Here is a 17,149-nt window from a genome sequence, read left to right as displayed (position 1 = left end):
TGGTGGAACGGGACTCTGTCCAGTGTGCCGGTATCGTGCCCGAGTGCTCACTGTGACCTCCGCCAACGTGAACGGGCTGCGCGCCGCCGCGAAGAAGGGCTTCGTGGAGTGGCTCGCCGCCACCTCCGCCGACGTGCTCTGCCTCCAGGAGGTGCGCGCCGAGCCGCACCAACTGCCCGACGAGGTCCGCGCGCCCGACGGCTGGCACGTCACGCACGCACCCGCCGCCGCCAAGGGCCGCGCCGGCGTCTCCCTGTACACCCGCCGCGAACCCGACCGGGTGCGGACCGGATTCGGCTCCGCCGAGTTCGACGGCAGCGGCCGCTACCTGGAGGCCGACCTGCCCGGTGTGACGGTCGCCTCCCTCTACCTGCCCTCCGGCGAGGTCGGCACCGACCGCCAGGACGAGAAGCTCCGCTTCATGTCCGAGTTCCTCACCCATCTCAGGGAACTGCGCGTGCGCGCCGCCGCCGACGGACGCGAGGTGGTCGTCTGCGGCGACTGGAACATCGCCCACCGGCAGGCCGACCTGAAGAACTGGCGGGCCAACCAGAAGAAGTCCGGCTTCCTCCCGGAGGAGCGGGCCTGGCTGACCCAGGTCCTCGACGCGGCGGACGGCGGCTACGTCGACGTCGTACGCACCCTGCACCCCGAGGCGGAGGGGCCGTACACCTGGTGGTCCTACCGGGGGCGCGCCTTCGACAACGACTCGGGGTGGAGGATCGATCTGCACGTCTCCACCCCCGGTCTCGCCGCCAAGGCGGTCAAGGGCTTCGTCGAGCGGGCGGCCACCCATGACGAGCGCTGGTCGGACCACGCGCCGGTGACGGTCGTCTACGACCTCTGAGCGCGGCGGCCCCGGCCGGGCGCTCCACCCGAAGGCCGACGCGCAGCGGGCCGCGGGCACGCCGTGGCCGGTCGCACCGTGCCCGGCGCCCTTGCCGAGGCCCTGTCGAGCCCGTTCACCGCTGCGCGCGCATCCTCCGGTCCAGGGCCAGGGAGAGTTCCGCCTCCACCACGCTGCGGGCCAGGGGGCGCAGGCGGGGCAGGTCCTCCTCGCTCGCGTGGCGCAGGATCAGGTCGGCGAAGAGTTCGGCGAGGGCGTCGGCGTGTTCGCGGACGCGGACGCCCGCCGCCAGCACCTCCGCGAGCGGGATGCCCTCGCGGACCAGGGCCGAGGAGACGTCGAGCAGGCGCCGGCTGATGTGGACGATCTCGTCGCCGTCGGTGCCGAGGTAGCCGAGGTCCAGGGCGGCGGCGAGGTTCTCGGGGGTGACCTCGCCCTCGAAGCGGGCGGCGAGTTCCTCGGGGGTGAGGCGGACCGGTTCCTCCTCGGTCGGGACGCCGACGCCGAGGAGGTCGCCGACGTCGCGGCCGTGGTCGAACGCCTCGGCGAGTTCGGCGATGCCGTTGAGGGTGTGGCCGCGTTCCAGCAGGGCGGAGATGGTGCGCAGACGGGCCAGGTGGCTGTCGTCGTACCAGGCGATACGGCCCTCCCGGCGCGGCGGCTGGATCAGCTTGCGCTCGCGGTAGAAGCGCAGGGTGCGCACCGTGATGCCGGCCTCCCCGGCCAGCTCCTCCATTCGGTACTCGCGCTTGTCTGCCACGTCCGCACCCTATGTCGTACCGAAGGTAACTTTCGTGGGCCCGCCCCCTACCCATCGGTACGGAGCTGTTCTACAGTCCGATTGCGCCAGTGTTCACTGGCGCGGTCGCGTGGGGCTGTGGAGGGCGTCGGGATGAGCGAACACGAGCATGTACGGGTGGCGGTGATCGGGTCCGGCTTCGGCGGGCTGGGGGCCGCGGTACGGCTGCGCCGCGAGGGCGTCACCGACTTCGTGGTCCTGGAACGGGCCGGCAGCGTCGGCGGCACCTGGCGTGACAACAGCTATCCGGGCTGCGCCTGCGACGTGCCGTCCCACCTCTACTCCTTCTCCTTCGCGCCCAACCCGGACTGGCCGCGCACCTTCTCCGGACAGGAGCACATCCGCGCCTACCTGGAACACGTCACGGACGTCTTCGGGCTGCGCCCGCACATCCGCCTCGACTCCGAGGTGCTGCGGATGACCTGGAACGCCGAACGGCTGTGCTGGGACATCGAGACGAGCGGCGGCGACCTGTCCGCGGACCTCGTCGTCTCCGCCACCGGGCCGCTGTCCGACCCGAGGATCCCGGCCGTCCCGGGCCTGGAGACCTTCCCCGGCAAGGTCTTCCACTCCGCGCGCTGGGACCACGACTACGACCTGCGCGGCAAGCGGGTCGCCATGGTCGGCACCGGCGCCTCCGCGATCCAGATCGTGCCCGCCGTCCAGCCGGACGTCTCCCGGCTGACCCTCTTCCAGCGCACCCCGCCGTGGGTGATGCCCCGCGTCGACCGGGCCGTCAGCGGTCCGGAGCGCTGGCTGCACCGGCAGCTGCCCTTCACCGCCCGCGCCCGCCGCGGACTCCTGTGGGGGCTCAGGGAGTTGCAGGTACAGGCGTTCACCAAGCATCCCGACGAACTCGGCCTGGTGGAGCAGCTGGCCAAACGCAACATGGCGCGCGCCATCAAGGACCCCGCACTGCGCGCCAGGCTCACGCCCGACTACCGCATCGGCTGCAAGCGCATCCTGCTGTCCAGCGCCTACTACCCGGCGCTCGCCCAGCCCAACGTGGACCTGGTCGCGAGCGGCCTCGCGGAGGTCCGCGGCTCGACGGTCGTCGCCGCCGACGGCACCGAGGCCGAGGTCGACGCGATCGTCTTCGGCACCGGCTTCCACGTCACCGACATGCCGATCGCCGAGCGGGTGGTGGGCGCCGACGGGCGGACCCTCGCCGAGGCGTGGAAGGGCGGCATGGAGGCCCTGCGCGGCGCCTCGGCGGCCGGCTTCCCCAACTGGCTGTCGATCATCGGGCCCAACACCGGCCTCGGGAACTCGTCCATGATCCTGATGATCGAGTCCCAGCTGAACTACCTGGCCGACTTCGTACGGCAGCTCGACGTCCTCGGCGGCCGCGCCGCGCTCGACGCCCGGCCGGGAGCCGTACAGGCATGGAACGACCGGGTGCAGGAGCGGATGAGGCGCACGGTGTGGAACACCGGCGGCTGCACCAGCTGGTACCTGGACGCGAGCGGCCGCAACAGCACCATCTGGCCCGGCACCACGACCGAGTTCCGGCGCGCGACGCGGCGCGTGGACCTCGCGGAGTACGAGGTGCTGCGCGCCCCCGCGGACCAGGCCGCACCCGCCGGGTTCGCCGCCCCTGCCGGCCAGGCCGGGTCCGCCGCGGAGGTGACCGCGTGAGCCGCCTCGCGCACATGGCCACGGGGCCCTACGCCCCGCCCGTCCCCGCCCGCACCCTCACCGTGCTCTCCGCCGACGGCGCCCCGCTGCACGTCGAGGTGCACGGCCCGGACGGCGCGCCAGCCGTCGTGCTGGCCCACGGCTGGACCTGCTCCACCGCCTTCTGGGCCGCCCAGTTGCGCGACCTGGCGACCGACCACCGGGTCTTCGCCTACGACCAGCGCGGCCACGGACGCAGCCCGGCCCACCCGGCGTGCGGCACGGACGCGCTCGCCGACGACCTCGAAGCCGTCCTCGCCGCCACCCTCGCGCCGGGCGAGCAGGCCGTCGTCGCCGGTCACTCGATGGGCGGGATGACGGTCCTGGCCGCCGCCGGCCGCCCCGCGTTCCGCGAGCACGCGGCGGCCGTCCTGCTGTGCAGCACCGGCAGTTCGGGCCTGGTCGCCGAGTCGCTGATCGTGCCGATGCGCGCGGGACGGCTCAGGACCTGGCTGACGAAGCGGGTCCTCGGTTCCCGGGCCCCCCTCGGACCGGTCACGCCTCTCGCCCTGCGCATCCTCAAGTACGGGACGATGGGCCCCGGTTCGGCCCCGCACATGGTCGAGGCGTGCGCCCGGATCGTGCACGCCTGCCCCCGCGCCGTGCGGCACGCCTGGTCGCAGGTGCTCGACCTGCTCGATCTCGATCACGCCGTAGGTGAGTTGCGGGCGCCCACGGCCGTCGTCGTCGGCACCGCCGACCGGCTCACCCCGCCGGTGCACGCCCGCTCGCTGGCGGCCGCGCTGCCCCACTGCCTCGGGGTCACGGAACTGCCCGGGCTCGGCCACATGACGCCGGTCGAGGCGCCCGAACTCGTCACCGGGAAGATCCGGGAACTCGTCACCACGTACGTATCCGTGCGGCACGCCAAGGAGGACGCATGAGCAGGGTGAGTCTGGAAGGGCAGGTCGCGGTCGTCACCGGGGCCGCGCGGGGCGTGGGCGAACTGCTCGCCCGCAAACTGTCCGCGCGTGGCGCGAAGGTGGCCCTCGTCGGGCTGGAGCCGGACGCCCTCAAGCAGGTCGCCGAGCGGCTGCACACCGAGAGCGCCCACTGGTACGCCGACGTCACCGACCACGAGGCGATGGCCCAGGTGGCCCGCGAGGTCAAGGAGCGGTTCGGGAAGGTCGACATCGTCGTCGCCAACGCGGGTGTCGCCAACGGCGGCCCCTTCGTGGACGCCGACCCGGAGGCGTGGCGGCGGGTCATCGAGGTCAACCTGATCGGATCGGCGATGACCGCCCGCGCCTTCCTGCCGCTGCTCATGGAGAGCCGGGGCTACCTGCTGCAGATCGCCTCCCTCGCGGCGATCACCCCGGCGCCGATGATGACGGCGTACTGCGCGTCCAAGTCGGGCGTGGAGGCGTACGCGCACAGTCTGCGGGCCGAGGTCGGCTACAAGGGCGTGCGGGTCGGGGTCGGTTACCTGTCGTGGACCGACACCGACATGGTGCGCGGGGCCGACCAGGACGACGTGATGCGGGAGTTGAGGCAGCGGCTGCCGTGGCCGTCGAACAAGACCTACCCGCTGGGTCCGGCGGTGGACCGGATCGTCGCCGGCATCGAGCGGCGCTCGTCCCACGTCTACGGGCAGTGGTGGCTGCGCGGGATGCAGGGGGTGCGCGGGTATCTGCCGGGCCTCATCGGCACGGTGGGGCAGCGGGAGATGCGGCGCTTCGCCCCGCGCCTGGACGGCATGCGGTCCGGGCTGGTGGGAGCGGGCGGCGCGGCCGACGAGGAGGCCAGGGCTACGCACCGTAACTGATCGAAATGCGCGCCGTGTCGGACCGTGTGAATCTGGTCGAGGCCCCAGCAAGGGGCCCCAGAACACCCCATACAGGAGTGAACCCACATGGGTATGAAGGACCAGTTCCAGGAGAAGTCCGAGCAGTGGCAGCGTCAGGCCAAGGAGAAGGCCGAGCAGGGCCGGGAGCAGGCCCCGCAGCGTGGCCGCCGGCGTGACGAGGACGCCGCGCGCATGCGGCCCGAGCACGAGCGTGAGGACGAGGACCGCATGAGCCAGGACTACGACGCCTGACGTCCTCCGCAGCGCGGAAGGGGTGCCCTGGTGAAGGGCACCCCTTTCACGTCCCGCCGCGGACCACCGGCCCCGGCTGCCGGGCAACGGGCCGACGGGCGGGGGGCGTTGCCGCTACCGGCTCCTCGGCGGCAGCTTCGGCCGCGACCGGTCGGGCACGTTCCCGAGGTCCGGCGGCGAGGCCGGCGGTTTCGTCGCCAGCAGCTCCAGCGCGAGCTGTACGGCGTCGTCCAGTTGGGCGTGACGGCCCTCGGCCCAGTCCAGCGGGGTGCGGAGGATCTCCAGGTCGGGCTCCACACCGCGGTTCTCGACGGACCAGCCGTAGGCGTCGAACCAGGCCGCGTTCATCGGCACGGTGATCACGGTGCCGTCGCCGAGCTCGTGGCGGCCGGTCATCCCGACCACTCCGCCCCAGGTCCGCTGGCCGACCACCGGCCCGAGACCCAGCAGCTTGAAGGCCGCTGTGATCATGTCACCGTCGGAGGCGGTCGCCTCGTCCGCCAGCGCGACCACCGGCCCCCGGGGGGCGTTGGAGGCGTACGACACCGGCTGGGCGTCGCGCGTCAGGTCCCAGCCGATGATCGTGCGGGTCAGCTTCTCGACCACCAGCTCGCTGATGTGACCGCCCGCGTTGCCGCGCACGTCCACCAGCAGCGCGGGCCGCGACACCTCCATCCGCAGGTCCCGGTTGAACTGCGCCCAGCCCGAGCCGCCCATGTCGGGGATGTGCAGATAGCCGCAGCGGTTACCGCTCAACTCCCGTACGACCTCGCGGCGTTTGGCCACCCAGTCCTGGTAGCGCAGCGGCCGCTCGTCGACGAGCGGGACGACCGCCACCCGCCGCGGTCCGCCGTCGCCCCCGGCCGGCCGGAACGTCAGCTCCACGGTGGTGCCGCCCGCGCCGGCCAGCAGCGGGAAGGGCCCGGCGTCCGGGTCCACCGGGCGCCCGTCGACATGGGTCAGGACCGCCCCTTCGCGGATGCCGGTGCCCGCCAGGGGGGAACGGGCCTTGGAGTCGGAGGACTCGCCGGGCAGGATCCGCCGCACCGCCCAACCCCCGTCGCGGCACACCAGGTTGGCGCCCAGCAGCCCCTGCCGGCGCTGGTAGTGCGGTGGTCCCTCGTTGCGGCGGGCGGCGGTCACGTACGCGTAGGAGGTGCCGAGTTCGCCCAGCACCTCCCGCAGCAGGTCCGCGAACTCGTCCGGAGAGGCGACCCGTTCGACCAGCGGCCGGTACTGCGCGAGCACCCCGTCCCAGTCGATCCCGCACATCCCCGGCTCCCAGAAGTAGGCGCGGATCAGCCGGCCCGCCTCCTCGTACGACTGGCGCCACTCGGCGGCCGGGTCGGCCTCGTGCAGGATGCGCCGTAGGTCGATCCAGACCGTGGAGTCGCCGTCGCCCGGCTCGGTGGCCGGCACCGCCCGCAGGTCGCCCTCGTCGACCACGACCAGCCGCGAACCGTCGCCGCTCACCGCGAACCAGTCCAGGTGCTCGACCAGTTCGGACTTCTTCGCCTTGCTGATGCCGAAGTGCTCCAGCGTCGGACGCCCGCTGGTGTCGTCCGGGTTCACGAACGTCTCGCCCAGCGCACCGGAGATCGGCCACCGCAGCCAGACCAGTCCGCCGCCGGCGACCGGATGCAGTGCCGAGTACTTCGACGCGGGAACCGGGAAGGGCGTCACCCGGCTGGCCAGCCCCTCGATCTCGACGGTGACCGTGCTGCCGTCGCCCGGCCCGTCGTCCTCCAGCGGGTCCAGGCCCCCCGCCGCGGGCCGGCCCTCGGGGGTGAGCGCGAACGGCGAGGGCGTGGCCGAGGAGAGCGGGACCAGGTAGGGGCGGCAGCCGAGCGGGAAGGACAGGTCCCCGGTGTGCACGTCGTAGACGGGGTCGAAGCCGCGCCAGGACAGGAACGCCAGATAGCGGCCGTCCCGGGTGAACACCGGGTTCTCGTCCTCGAAACGGCCGTTGGTGACGTCGACGATCAGCGGTTCCCCCCGGCCGGGAGCGGATCCGGTGCCCGGACCGGAGATGCGGGCCATCTTGATCTGCCGCAGCGACCTGCCGATCCCCGGGTGCGACCAGGTCAGCCACGCCCCGTCCGGAGAGAACGCGAGATCCCGCACCGGCCCGTTCACCGACCGGATCAGCTCGGTGACGTCGGTGACACCTGTGACATCCGTGACGTCGGTGACACCCGTGACGACGGTGACCTCGGTGGCCGCCTCGCCGGCATCCGTCCCCGACTCCAGGTCCTCCGGGTCCTCCGGGTCCTCCGGGTCCTCTGGGTCCTGCGAGTCCTGCGAGTCCTGCGAGTCCTGCGAATCGTCCGAGTCCTGCGAATCGTCCGAGTCCTCCGAGACGGTGAGCAGCAGCAGCCGTCCGTCGTGGGAGGCGACGGCGAGGCGTTCGCCCTGCGGGTCCGACACCAGTTCCAGGACCCGGCCCAGCCGCCCGGAGGCGAGCCTTCTCGGTTCCCGGTCACCGGTGGCCCGGGGCAGGTAGGCGATCTCGACGGCGTCCTCGCCCTCCGCGTCCGTCACGTACGCGACCCGGCCGGCGGAGCCGAGCATCTCCGGGAGCCGGACCCGTACCCCCGGCGTGTCGGTGATCGTGCGGGCCGGGCCGTCCCGGTGGGTGAGCCAGTACAGACTGCCCCGCACGACGACCGCGCTCGCGCGGCCCGTCTCGTCCACCGAGATGCCGTCCACGTGCCGGGCGGCGGGGACCTGGTACGGGCGCCGGCCCGCGCGCGGACCGCTCAGCGTCACGTCGAGGCGGCGCGGGAGGGAGTCCGCGGCCAGGTCGTCGACGATCCACAGGTCGCCCGCGCACTGGTACACCACGCGGGTGCCGTCGCTGGCGGCGTGCCGGGCGTAGAAGGCGTCGTGGTCGGTGTGCCGGCGCAGCCCCGAGCCGTCGTACGCGCACGAGTAGAGGTTGCCGACGCCCTCGTGGTCGGAGAGGAACGCGATCCGGCCGCCCACGAACATGGGGGAGTGCAGATGCCCCTCCAGGTCGGGCAGCAGCCGCTCGCCGTGCAGCCACAGCCGGCCCGTGGCGCCGCCCCGGTAGCGTTTCCAGGCGGCCGGCTCGTGCGGCGGCGTGCCGGTGAGCAGCAGCGTCCTTCGTTCGCCGTCGAGGTCGGCGACCTGGATGTCGGAGACGGGCCCCCACGGCAGTTTGCGGCCGGGGTCGCCGTCGGTGCGGACCTTGTAGGCCCAGGTGAAGTACGAGAAGGGCTCCCCGTGGGAGGCGACGGCGAGGATCGTGCCGGTCCCCGTCTCCCCGGCCGGCGTCCAGCCGCACACCCGGGTGTCGGCGGAGCCCCAGTGGGTGAGCTGCCGGCCCGGGCCGCCGTCCACCGGGACGAGGTGGATCTCCGGGACGAGGCTGCGCCAGCTCGTGTACGCGAGGTGGCGGCCGTCGGGTGAGAAGCGCGGGTGGCCGGTCTTCGTCCGGTCGACGGTCAGCCGCCAGGCGCGGCCGGGCCCGTCGAGGGGGGCCAGCCAGAGGTCGTCCTCGGCGACGAAGGTCAGCAGGTCGCCGCTCACGTGCGGTAGGCGCAGATAGCTCACCTCCCCATGCTTTTCCGGCGAATGGGGCGGAGCAACTCGTGCAGGAGGGGACACTTGGGCGGGCGTGACCGGGAACACGAACGAAACAGTTTCGTTTCGCTTGCTGGTGCGCTACATTCGTCACGTACGAAACAGTCTCGTTCGCGGTGTCGTCCGGGAGTCCGGAGAAGGAAGGTGAGAGCAATGACTGAGGTCGCAGCGGCGCGTCGCAGTCGTATCACCCCCGAGCGTGAGGCCGAGCTGTACGCGGCCGTGCTCGAACTGCTCCGGGAAGTCGGCTACGACGCCCTGACCATGGACGCCGTGGCCGCGCGCACACGCTCCAGCAAGGCCACGCTCTACCGTCAGTGGGGCGGCAAGCCCGAACTGGTCGTCAAGGCCATGCGGCACAACAAGCCGGGCGGCGTCGCCGACGTCGACACCGGCTCCCTGCGCGGCGACCTCCTGACGATGGTCACCCGCGAGGACGACTGCACCATGGAACGGAACTCCGACCTGATGCGCGCGCTGGCCATGGCGGCGCACGGGAACCCGGATCTGATGCGGGCGCTCAAGGAGCTGCTCGTCGAACCGGAGATGGAGGAGTTCCAGCACGTCATGCGCCGCGCTGTCGATCGCGGCGAGGTCCGCGCCGACTGCCCGGCGCTGGAGTACGTCATGCACATGTTGATCGGCGCTTTCGCCACCCGCACGCTGATCGACGAGCAGCCCCCCACGCAGGACTTCCTGCGTTCTTACATCGACGCCGTGGTACTCCCCGCCCTCGGCGCGCCCACTTCCTGACCCGTCCCCGCAGCCAGCCCACCTGACGTCACCGCTCACGTCGTCGGGCCGATCACCCCTGCCCACCCGCCGGGCTGATCAACCCTGCCCCGCAAGACCCACGACCTGACCGGGAGTACGCCCTCGTGGCCTCGTTCCTCTATCGACTCGGCCGGCTCGCCTTCAGGCGACGGCACTTCGTCGCCCTCCTGTGGGTGGCCCTGCTGACGCTCGCGGGCGTCGGCGCGGCCTCCGCGCCCGCCGCGGGCTCCACCTCCTTCTCGATCCCGGGGGTCGAGGCCCAGAAGGCCTTCGACCTGCTGGAACAGCGCTTCCCCGGAGCCAGCGCCGACGGTGCCACCGCGCGGGTCGTCTTCAAGGCGCCCGACGGCGAGAAGATGACCGACGCCGCCAACCGGGCGACCGTCGCGAAGACGGTGAAGGCCCTCGGCGACGGCTCCGAGGTCGCCTCCGTGACCGACCCCTTCACGACGCACGCCGTGAGCGAGGACGGGACCGTCGCCTACACCTCGGTGAGGTACACGGTCTCCTCCGTCGAGCTGAAGGACTCCTCCAGGACCATCCTGGAGACCACCGCGGACAAGGCGAAGGACGCCGGGCTGACCGTCGAGATGGGCGGTGACGCCCTCCAGGCCCAGCCCGAACAGGCGGCCACCGGCGAGATCATCGGCCTGGCCATCGCCGCGGTCGTCCTCGTCGTCACCCTCGGCTCCCTGGTCGCGGCCGGACTGCCCCTGCTGACGGCGATCATCGGCGTCGGCATCGGCGTCGCCGGCATCACCAGCCTCGCCAGCGCGCTAGACCTCGGCGACTCCACCTCCACCCTCGCGCTGATGATCGGCCTCGCCGTCGGCATCGACTACGCGCTGTTCATCGTCTCCCGCTACCGCGCCGAACTCGCCGAGGGCCGCGAGCGTGAGGAAGCGGTCGGCCGGGCCGTCGGCACCGCGGGCTCCGCGGTCGTCTTCGCGGGACTCACGGTCGTCATCGCGCTGGCCGGACTCGCGGTCGTCAACGTGCCGATGCTCACCAAGATGGGTCTCGCGGCCGCCGGCACCGTCGTCATCGCCGTCCTCATCGCGCTCACCATGATCCCGGCGCTGCTCGGCTACGCGGGCCGCAAGGTCCGGCCCGCCGGCCAGAAGGGCGGACTGCTCGGCCGCCGCCCCGCCGCGCGGACCGGCGTGACCAAGCCCAACATGGGCACGCGCTGGGCGAGCTTCGTCGTCCGCCGCCCCGTCGCCGTACTGCTGCTCGGTGTCGTCGGCCTCGGCGCGCTGGCCCTGCCCGCCACCCAGCTGGAACTGGGCCTGCCCGACGACGGCACCCAGCCGACGTCCACCACCCAGCGCAAGGCCTACGACCTGCTCTCGGACGGCTTCGGCCCCGGCTTCAACGGCCCCCTGATGGTCGTGGTCGACGCCAAGGGCGCCGCCGACCCGAAGGCCGCCGCGTCCGCGGTGACCGACCAGGTCAAGGGCCTCAAAGACGTCGTGACGGTGTCCAAGGCGCAGTTCAACCAGCCCGGCGACACCGCGATGATCACCGTCGTCCCCAGGTCGAAGCCGTCCTCGACGCAGACCGAGGACCTGGTGCACGCCATCCGGGACGCGGGCGCCGAGGTGCGCGCCGACACGGACGCCAGGGTGCTGGTCACCGGCACCACGGCGATGAACATCGACTTCTCGCAGAAGCTCAACGACGCGCTGGTCCCCTACCTGGCGCTGGTCGTCGGCCTCGCCTTCCTGCTGCTGATCGTGGTCTTCCGCTCGATCCTGGTCCCGCTGAAGGCGGCCCTCGGCTTCCTGCTCAGCGTGCTGGCCGCCCTCGGCGCCGTCGTCGCGGTCTTCCAGTGGGGCTGGCTGGCGGGCCTCATAGGCGTCGAGGAGACCGGCCCGATCATGTCGATGATGCCGATCTTCATGGTGGGCGTGGTCTTCGGCCTGGCGATGGACTACGAGGTGTTCCTCGTGACCCGCATGCGGGAGGCGTACGTCCACGGCGAGCGGCCCACCGAGGCCGTCGTGACCGGGTTCAAGTACGGCGCCCGGGTGGTCACCGCCGCCGCGATCATCATGATGGCCGTCTTCTCCGGCTTCATCGGCTCCAGCGAGTCGATGATCAAGATGATCGGCTTCGGCCTCGCGATCGCCGTCTTCCTGGACGCCTTCGTGGTCCGCATGACCATCGTCCCGGCGGTCCTCGCACTCCTCGGCAAGCGGGCCTGGTGGCTCCCGAAGTGGCTCGACCGGGCCCTGCCGAACGTGGACGTGGAGGGCGAGGGTCTGCGGACCCCGGGCACCACCAAGGACACGGACCCCGACGAGGACCGGGAACTGGTCAGGGCCTGAGCACGGAGCCCGACACCCGGTGACGACCGGGCGGCCTCCCGAACCGGCGACGCGGCACCCCGCGCGCCCGGTGCGGGAGGCCGCGTCGCGTGGCCGCGCGACTTGGCGGACACGCTTCCGCTACGGCGGTCCGACCGTTCGGGCCGCCTGGTGCGGGGGGCGTGTCGCGTGGCCGCGTCGCGTGGCCGCGCGACCTGGCGGACGCGCGGACGCGCCCCCCGCTCCCGCGGGCAAACCCGTTCGCCCGCCCCCGCGGCCACCGCTAGCGTGCCGTGCATGACGTCGACCGACACCGAAGACTCCGGAGTCCACCCCCGCTTCGCCGAAGCCCTGCGCGAGCTGGGCCTCGGCGACCTGATCCCGCGGGCGCGCCGGTTCCCGGAGGCCACCCGTACCGCCGCCGAGGCCGCCGCAGCCATCGGGTGTGAGCTGAGCCAGATCTGCAAGTCCCTGATCTTCGCCGCGGACGGGGTCCCGGTCCTCGTCCTCATGGACGGCGCCTCCCGCGTCGACCTCGACCTCGTCCGGCGGGCGCTGGGCGCCGACAAGGTGACGCGGGCCCGCGTCGACGTCGTACGGGAGACCACCGGGTACGCCATCGGGGGAGTCCCGCCGTTCGGGCACCGGACGCGGACCCGCGTGCTCGCGGACCGTTCGCTGCTCGACCACGACCTGGTGTGGGCCGCCGCGGGCAACCCGCACACGGTCTTCCCCATCGAGCCCAAGACGCTCGTCGCGCACGCCGGCGGCACCCTCGTGGACGTACGCGAGCGGACGGCGTGACCCCGCTGGTCACCGCGGCCGTCCTGCTCGCGGCGGTGACGCACGCCAGCTGGAACGCGATCGCCCACCGCATCACGGACAAGCTGGTCGGCTTCACCCTGATCGCCGGCGGCGGCCTGGTCATCGGCCTGGGCATGACGCCGTTCGTACGGCTCCCCGCGGCGGACGCCTGGCCGTATCTGTGCGCCTCGGCCTGTGTCCACATGGCCTACTACGCGCTGCTGATGAAGTCCTTCCGGCTGGGCGACTTCGGCCAGGCGTATCCGATCGCGCGCGGCACCGCGCCCCTCGTGGTCACCCTGCTCGCCGCCGTCTTCGCCGACGAGGTGCCCGACGGATGGGCGGCCGCGGGCATCGCCCTGTCCTGCGCGGGACTCACGGGCGTCGCCCTCTGGGGGCTGCGCGGACGCCGGCCCGACTGGGCGGCCATCGGCGCGGCCCTCGCGACCGGCCTGACCATCGCCGCGTACACGGTCCTCGACGGCCTCGGCGTACGCGCCTCGGGCACCCCCCTCGGCTACATCGCCTGGCTGATGGCGGTACAGGGCGCGGGCGTCCCGGCGTACGCACTGTGGCGGCGCAGAGGCCGACTCCTCCCTGCGCTACGGCCGTTCGCAGCCGTCGGCCTGCTGGGCGCCGCCCTCTCCGTCGCCGCCTACGCCCTGGTCCTGTGGGCCCAGACCAAGGCGGCCCTGGCGCCGATCGCGGCGTTGAGAGAGTCGTCGATCATCGTCGGCGCGGCCATCGGCGCGGTGTTCTTCAAGGAGCGGTTCGGTGCTCCGAGGATCGCCGCCGCGGGCCTGCTGGTCCTCGGGATCGGGCTCATGCTGCACGCCGGCTAGGACCACCGCCCGCGCCGCCGCCGTACTCCCGCGCGCCCGGCAGCCGATGCCCGCCCACCCGTGCGGGCGCGCCGGTCGGGGGGCACTCTGGAAGCAGACGTTCCGGAGGTGATCCTGATGACGCAGACCGCGCATCCGTCAGTGGGCTGGCACATCGAGCTGGAGTTCCAGGAGGACGAGCGGCACACGCGGGCGGCCGCGATGGTGCGGTTGCCCGACGGCACCGAGATACGCACGCACGGACACGCCAGCCGCCACCAGTCCGACTCCAACCAGCCCCGGGTGGGGGAGGAGGTCGCGGGGGCGCGGGCGCTCAACGAGCTCGCGATGCAGCTGCTGACCAAGGCACACGGGGAGATCGATGAGGAGTCGGGACGCACGTCGCACTCGATCAACGTGTGAGCGCCCGCGGGTCCCGAGACAGGTTTGGCCTTCCCCGACGGTGGCTCTGACGTGGGGCTTGCCTTCCCCTGACGCGGGAGGGCGTATCAAGGAAGGGTGGCGCCGGGCGAGCGCCGGGCACCCCCTTGCCGTGCTCGCCCGGCCACGCCATGCGCGGAGGGCGTCGAGGGGCGGGGCGGATGGTCGGCAGGCAGAAGCGTTCGGAACGGACCGTCGAACGGCTGGTGACCGCTGCCGCCGACCAGTTCGCGCGGCGCGGCTACGTGCGGGCGACCCTGGCCGACATCAGCAGCCGCGCCGGGGTGACCAAGGGGGCGCTGTTCTTCCACTTCGCCTCCAAGGACGAACTGGCCGTCGCCGTGCAGGAACGCGGACGGGAGCTGATGGAACGCTCGGTCGCCCGGCTCGGGCCGGCCGAGGGCGCGTACCTGCAGAGCGTCGTCGACCTGAGCTTCGTCCTGCTGCGGCTGCTGCGGGAGGACGTGTTCGTCCGGGCGTCGGTGCGCATCGCGCGGGAGCACCGTGACGGCGAGGCGGCGGACGCCCCCGGAGACGTCGTCGCCGGGGGCGGGCCCGAGGCGGACTCCGACGCGGAGGGCGTCGAGGAGCTCGGCTTCTACCGGGTGTGGCTGGAACTGCTGTGGGACCTGATGGCCGAGGCGCGGCGCAGCGGTGAGCTGAGCCGGACCGTCGCGGACACCTCGGCGCGCACCCTGGTCACGGCGGTGGTGGCGGGTGTCGAGGCGCTGACCTGGCTGGGCACGCAGCGCGCGGAGTCCGAGGCCTGGCTCACCGACCTCTGGTCGCTGCTGCTGCCGGCCCTGCGGCCCGACCGCCCGGACCGCCGGCCGGTGCGCACGACGGCGCCCGCACGGCCGGTGGCGCGAGGCCGGCCGTCGTGACCCGGACGGCCGGACGGCCGGACGGTCGAACCGGCTGCCGGGTTGCCGGGTTGCCGGGTTGCCGGGTTGCCGGGTCGCCGGGTCGCCGTCAGCCGGTTCCCGCGCCCGCCTCCTCCAGGGCCGGCAGGCCCACCGCGGCGCGGCACTCGGCGGAGCCGGCCGGTTCGAAGCGGGACAGCCGCCGGGCCGGGACGGTGCCCGGCAGCACGAAGTTCCACAGGTCCGTCACCCGGGCGTGCAGGTCCTCGCGGCGGGTGCGGACGTGCGAGGCGATCTGGATACCGGTGAAGGAACCGCACAGGAACGTCGCCAGGTCGGTCACGTTGACCTCGGGGAGGATGTCGCCCCGGCCCTGCGCCGGCGCCAGGCAGTCACGCAGCGCGTCGATCCAGGAGTTGTACGGCGTGGGGTCGGGGTCGGTGAACGAGCCGAACTCGATCACCAGCCGGATGCCGGCCCGGACCCGGACGTCGGTGAGCAGCCCGTGGGCCAGCTGGTGGGAGAGGTCGATCGCGGTCTGCACACCCGGCATCGTGGTGCTGGACACCGGACGGAAGAGCTCGAACTGCTCCTCTATCAGCGTGCGGGCGAGCGCTTCCTTGGACTGGAAGTGGAAGTACAACGCCCCCTTGGTGACGCCCGCGTGGTGGGAGACCTCGCTCAGACTCGTACTCCCGAAGCCCGTGCTGTCGAAGGCGGCCGCCGCCCCGTCGAGGATCGCCTGCCGGGTGATTTCGGCTCGTTCCTGCCTGGCCCTGGCCACTCCGTGCCTCCTGTCCGCCGCGGTGCGGATGGTGGTCTTCCATCCTTCCGGTGATCACCACGGCAAGTAGCTGGAACCAGACTGCCTGAACTAGCGAAAAAAAACCAGTCAACTAGTATGGTTACGGAAGTGAGGCCACACGTGGGGGGCGGGCTTTCCTGCCTCGTGTCCTGTTCATTCTGCGGGTAGCTGACGTCTGCGCGCGTCTCAGGAGGCAAGCGATGAGTCCACTTAAGCAAGCCGTCCGACCGGATTCTTTAACTCCGGGTAGGGAAGCCGAGCTCTTCGAGCGCACCGTCCCTCGCGGGCTCGTGCACCGGTCCGCCGTCTCCGAGGTCCTGCTCACCGGGCTGCGGCCCAGCGGACGGGACAAGTACCACATAGGTGCCCAGTGGGCGCGGGGCCACTGCTACTACGGCCCGGTGGCCGGCCGGTGGCACGACCCGATGCTGCTGGGAGAATCGATCCGGCAGGCCGGGCTGCTGCTGGCGCACGAGGCGCTCGGCATCCCGCTGGACCACCGGTTCCTCACCAAGTCCACCTCCTTCGAGATGACGGAGCAGGGCGCGAGACTCGCGGACGCGCCCGCCGACATCGTCCTGTGCGTGAAGCTCCGGGACATCCGCTGCCGCGGCGCGTACGTGTCCTCGTTCGCCCTCGACGTGCTCGCCCACCGCGGCGGCGAACTCATGGGCCGCGGACACGCGGCCAGCGACTGCGTCGGGCAGGCGGTGTACCGCAGGCTGCGCGGCGCCCGCGCCGAGGCCAGACCGTCGTACGGCCTCATACGCGCCGTCGAGCCGCGACTCGTCGGCCGGGTCAGCGAGTTCGACGTCGTCCTGGGCCGGCCCGAGATGGAGGCCGCCGAAGGGCTGGGCGACGTCCACCTGCTGCGCGTCGACGCGACCCACCCCGTCCTGTTCGACCACCCCGTGGACCATGTGCCGGGCATGCTCCTCCTGGAGGCGGCGCGCCAGGCGGGCCTGGCGGCCCTCGGGCTTCCGCGCGGGCTCCTGGTCGGCTGCGAGGCGTCCTTCGACCGGTACGTCGAGTTCGACTCCCCGTGCCTGGTCTCGGCCTCCAGGCCGACGGTGGACGCGGACGGGCTCCGGACGCTGACGATCCAGTTCCACCAGGCCGGCTCGGTGGCCGCGACCTGCGAGGTGTCCGTCCTGGACGGCGAGAGCGCACCGGGGGCTCCCGGCGCGGCCTGACCCGGGGTGCGGTGTCCCCGACCCGGGCCGCGGGGTCCGGGCCGGGGACAGGGGCGGGACACCACCCGGTGCAAGGGTCGGTGCCGAGGTAGGCGCGGAGCACCTCGGGGTCCCTGCGGACCTCGTCGGGGGTGCCGTGGGCGATGGACCGGCCGAAGTCGAGGACGGTGAC

Annotated in this window: 15 protein-coding genes and 1 pseudogene; 12 read left to right on the top strand and 4 right to left on the bottom strand. The window is 72.6% G+C overall.

The genetic code is table 11. The features are described from left to right. Window positions 1-43 precede the first annotated feature (43 nt). Window positions 44-847: an exodeoxyribonuclease III gene (locus ABZT03_RS34705; protein ID WP_356046844.1), complete on the top strand. Its 804-nt coding sequence runs from the start codon at window positions 44-46 to the stop codon at window positions 845-847. A 115-nt stretch (window positions 848-962) separates the two neighbouring features. Here the strand turns inward: ABZT03_RS34705 and ABZT03_RS34700 are convergent, their stop codons facing one another. Next, entirely contained in the window at window positions 963-1,607 is a 645-nt protein-coding gene (locus ABZT03_RS34700) for a MerR family transcriptional regulator (RefSeq protein ID WP_356046842.1), read from the bottom strand. Window positions 1,608-1,739: 132 nt separating this feature from the next. Here ABZT03_RS34700 and ABZT03_RS34695 point away from each other — a divergent pair, with 132 nt between their 5' ends. From ABZT03_RS34695 to ABZT03_RS34680, 4 genes are all read left to right on the top strand, one after another. Beyond that, entirely contained in the window at window positions 1,740-3,284 is a 1,545-nt protein-coding gene (locus ABZT03_RS34695) for an NAD(P)/FAD-dependent oxidoreductase (RefSeq protein WP_356046841.1), read from the top strand. Beyond that, window positions 3,281-4,207 carry an alpha/beta hydrolase gene (locus ABZT03_RS34690; RefSeq protein ID WP_356046839.1) on the top strand — a complete coding sequence of 309 codons (927 nt, stop codon included), beginning with the start codon at window positions 3,281-3,283 and terminating at the stop codon, window positions 4,205-4,207. Before ABZT03_RS34695 ends, ABZT03_RS34690 begins: the two co-directional genes overlap by 4 nt. After that, window positions 4,204-5,088, top strand: coding sequence for an SDR family oxidoreductase (locus ABZT03_RS34685; protein WP_356046837.1), 885 nt, complete (start codon window positions 4,204-4,206; stop codon window positions 5,086-5,088). Before ABZT03_RS34690 ends, ABZT03_RS34685 begins: the two co-directional genes overlap by 4 nt. Window positions 5,089-5,175: 87 nt before the next feature. After that, the gene (locus tag ABZT03_RS34680; protein ID WP_356046836.1) at window positions 5,176-5,361 is read left to right on the top strand and encodes a hypothetical protein; all 186 of its coding nucleotides are present in this window, start codon (window positions 5,176-5,178) and stop codon (window positions 5,359-5,361) included. Window positions 5,362-5,475: 114 nt separating this feature from the next. Here the strand turns inward: ABZT03_RS34680 and ABZT03_RS34675 are convergent, their stop codons facing one another. Further along, complete coding sequence (locus ABZT03_RS34675; RefSeq protein ID WP_356046834.1) at window positions 5,476-8,937, bottom strand: S41 family peptidase; 3,462 nt, start codon at window positions 8,935-8,937, stop codon at window positions 5,476-5,478. 183 nt (window positions 8,938-9,120) lie between these two features. Here ABZT03_RS34675 and ABZT03_RS34670 point away from each other — a divergent pair, with 183 nt between their 5' ends. From ABZT03_RS34670 to ABZT03_RS34645, 6 genes are all read left to right on the top strand, one after another. Next, window positions 9,121-9,720 (top strand): TetR/AcrR family transcriptional regulator, encoded by a 600-nt coding sequence (locus ABZT03_RS34670; protein ID WP_356046832.1) that lies wholly within the window; start codon window positions 9,121-9,123, stop codon window positions 9,718-9,720. 125 nt (window positions 9,721-9,845) lie between these two features. After that, complete coding sequence (locus tag ABZT03_RS34665) at window positions 9,846-12,071, top strand: MMPL family transporter (protein ID WP_356046830.1); 2,226 nt, start codon at window positions 9,846-9,848, stop codon at window positions 12,069-12,071. Between the two features lie 276 nt (window positions 12,072-12,347). Continuing rightward, window positions 12,348-12,854: a YbaK/EbsC family protein gene (locus ABZT03_RS34660; RefSeq protein ID WP_356046828.1), complete on the top strand. Its 507-nt coding sequence runs from the start codon at window positions 12,348-12,350 to the stop codon at window positions 12,852-12,854. After that, complete coding sequence (locus ABZT03_RS34655; protein ID WP_356046826.1) at window positions 12,851-13,696, top strand: DMT family transporter; 846 nt, start codon at window positions 12,851-12,853, stop codon at window positions 13,694-13,696. The genes ABZT03_RS34660 and ABZT03_RS34655 overlap by 4 nt, the downstream gene beginning before the upstream one ends. Window positions 13,697-13,813: 117 nt before the next feature. Continuing rightward, entirely contained in the window at window positions 13,814-14,098 is a 285-nt protein-coding gene (locus ABZT03_RS34650) for a DUF1876 domain-containing protein (protein WP_356046824.1), read from the top strand. Between the two features lie 179 nt (window positions 14,099-14,277). Continuing rightward, window positions 14,278-15,000: a ScbR family autoregulator-binding transcription factor gene (locus ABZT03_RS34645; protein ID WP_356046823.1), complete on the top strand. Its 723-nt coding sequence runs from the start codon at window positions 14,278-14,280 to the stop codon at window positions 14,998-15,000. An 88-nt stretch (window positions 15,001-15,088) separates the two neighbouring features. Here the strand turns inward: ABZT03_RS34645 and ABZT03_RS34640 are convergent, their stop codons facing one another. Then, window positions 15,089-15,763: a ScbR family autoregulator-binding transcription factor gene (locus ABZT03_RS34640; protein WP_356046822.1), complete on the bottom strand. Its 675-nt coding sequence runs from the start codon at window positions 15,761-15,763 to the stop codon at window positions 15,089-15,091. A gap of 221 nt (window positions 15,764-15,984) precedes the next feature. On the opposite strand from ABZT03_RS34640, the gene ABZT03_RS34635 reads away from it, so the two are divergent. After that, window positions 15,985-16,977 carry a ScbA/BarX family gamma-butyrolactone biosynthesis protein gene (locus tag ABZT03_RS34635; RefSeq protein WP_356046820.1) on the top strand — a complete coding sequence of 331 codons (993 nt, stop codon included), beginning with the start codon at window positions 15,985-15,987 and terminating at the stop codon, window positions 16,975-16,977. A gap of 76 nt (window positions 16,978-17,053) precedes the next feature. Here ABZT03_RS34635 and ABZT03_RS34630 read toward each other — a convergent pair. Then, window positions 17,054-17,149: pseudogene (locus ABZT03_RS34630) on the bottom strand (ABC transporter ATP-binding protein); the annotation flags it as partial.

The organism is Streptomyces sp. NPDC005574 (assembly GCF_040605435.1).
Taxonomy (GTDB): domain Bacteria; phylum Actinomycetota; class Actinomycetes; order Streptomycetales; family Streptomycetaceae; genus Streptomyces.
This window is presented reverse-complemented; position numbering and strand designations above follow the sequence as displayed.

What these genes read in the sequence shown, in the direction of transcription:
- ABZT03_RS34635 (WP_356046820.1), top strand. Translation starts at nt 15,985, where the DNA reads ATGAGTCCACTTAAGCAAGCCGTCCGACCGGATTCTTTAACTCCGGGT.
- ABZT03_RS34685 (WP_356046837.1), top strand. Translation starts at nt 4,204, where the DNA reads ATGAGCAGGGTGAGTCTGGAAGGGCAGGTCGCGGTCGTCACCGGGGCC.
- ABZT03_RS34650 (WP_356046824.1), top strand. Translation starts at nt 13,814, where the DNA reads ATGACGCAGACCGCGCATCCGTCAGTGGGCTGGCACATCGAGCTGGAG.
- ABZT03_RS34695 (WP_356046841.1), top strand. Translation starts at nt 1,740, where the DNA reads ATGAGCGAACACGAGCATGTACGGGTGGCGGTGATCGGGTCCGGCTTC.
- ABZT03_RS34660 (WP_356046828.1), top strand. Translation starts at nt 12,348, where the DNA reads ATGACGTCGACCGACACCGAAGACTCCGGAGTCCACCCCCGCTTCGCC.
- ABZT03_RS34670 (WP_356046832.1), top strand. Translation starts at nt 9,121, where the DNA reads ATGACTGAGGTCGCAGCGGCGCGTCGCAGTCGTATCACCCCCGAGCGT.
- ABZT03_RS34680 (WP_356046836.1), top strand. Translation starts at nt 5,176, where the DNA reads ATGGGTATGAAGGACCAGTTCCAGGAGAAGTCCGAGCAGTGGCAGCGT.
- ABZT03_RS34645 (WP_356046823.1), top strand. Translation starts at nt 14,278, where the DNA reads ATGGTCGGCAGGCAGAAGCGTTCGGAACGGACCGTCGAACGGCTGGTG.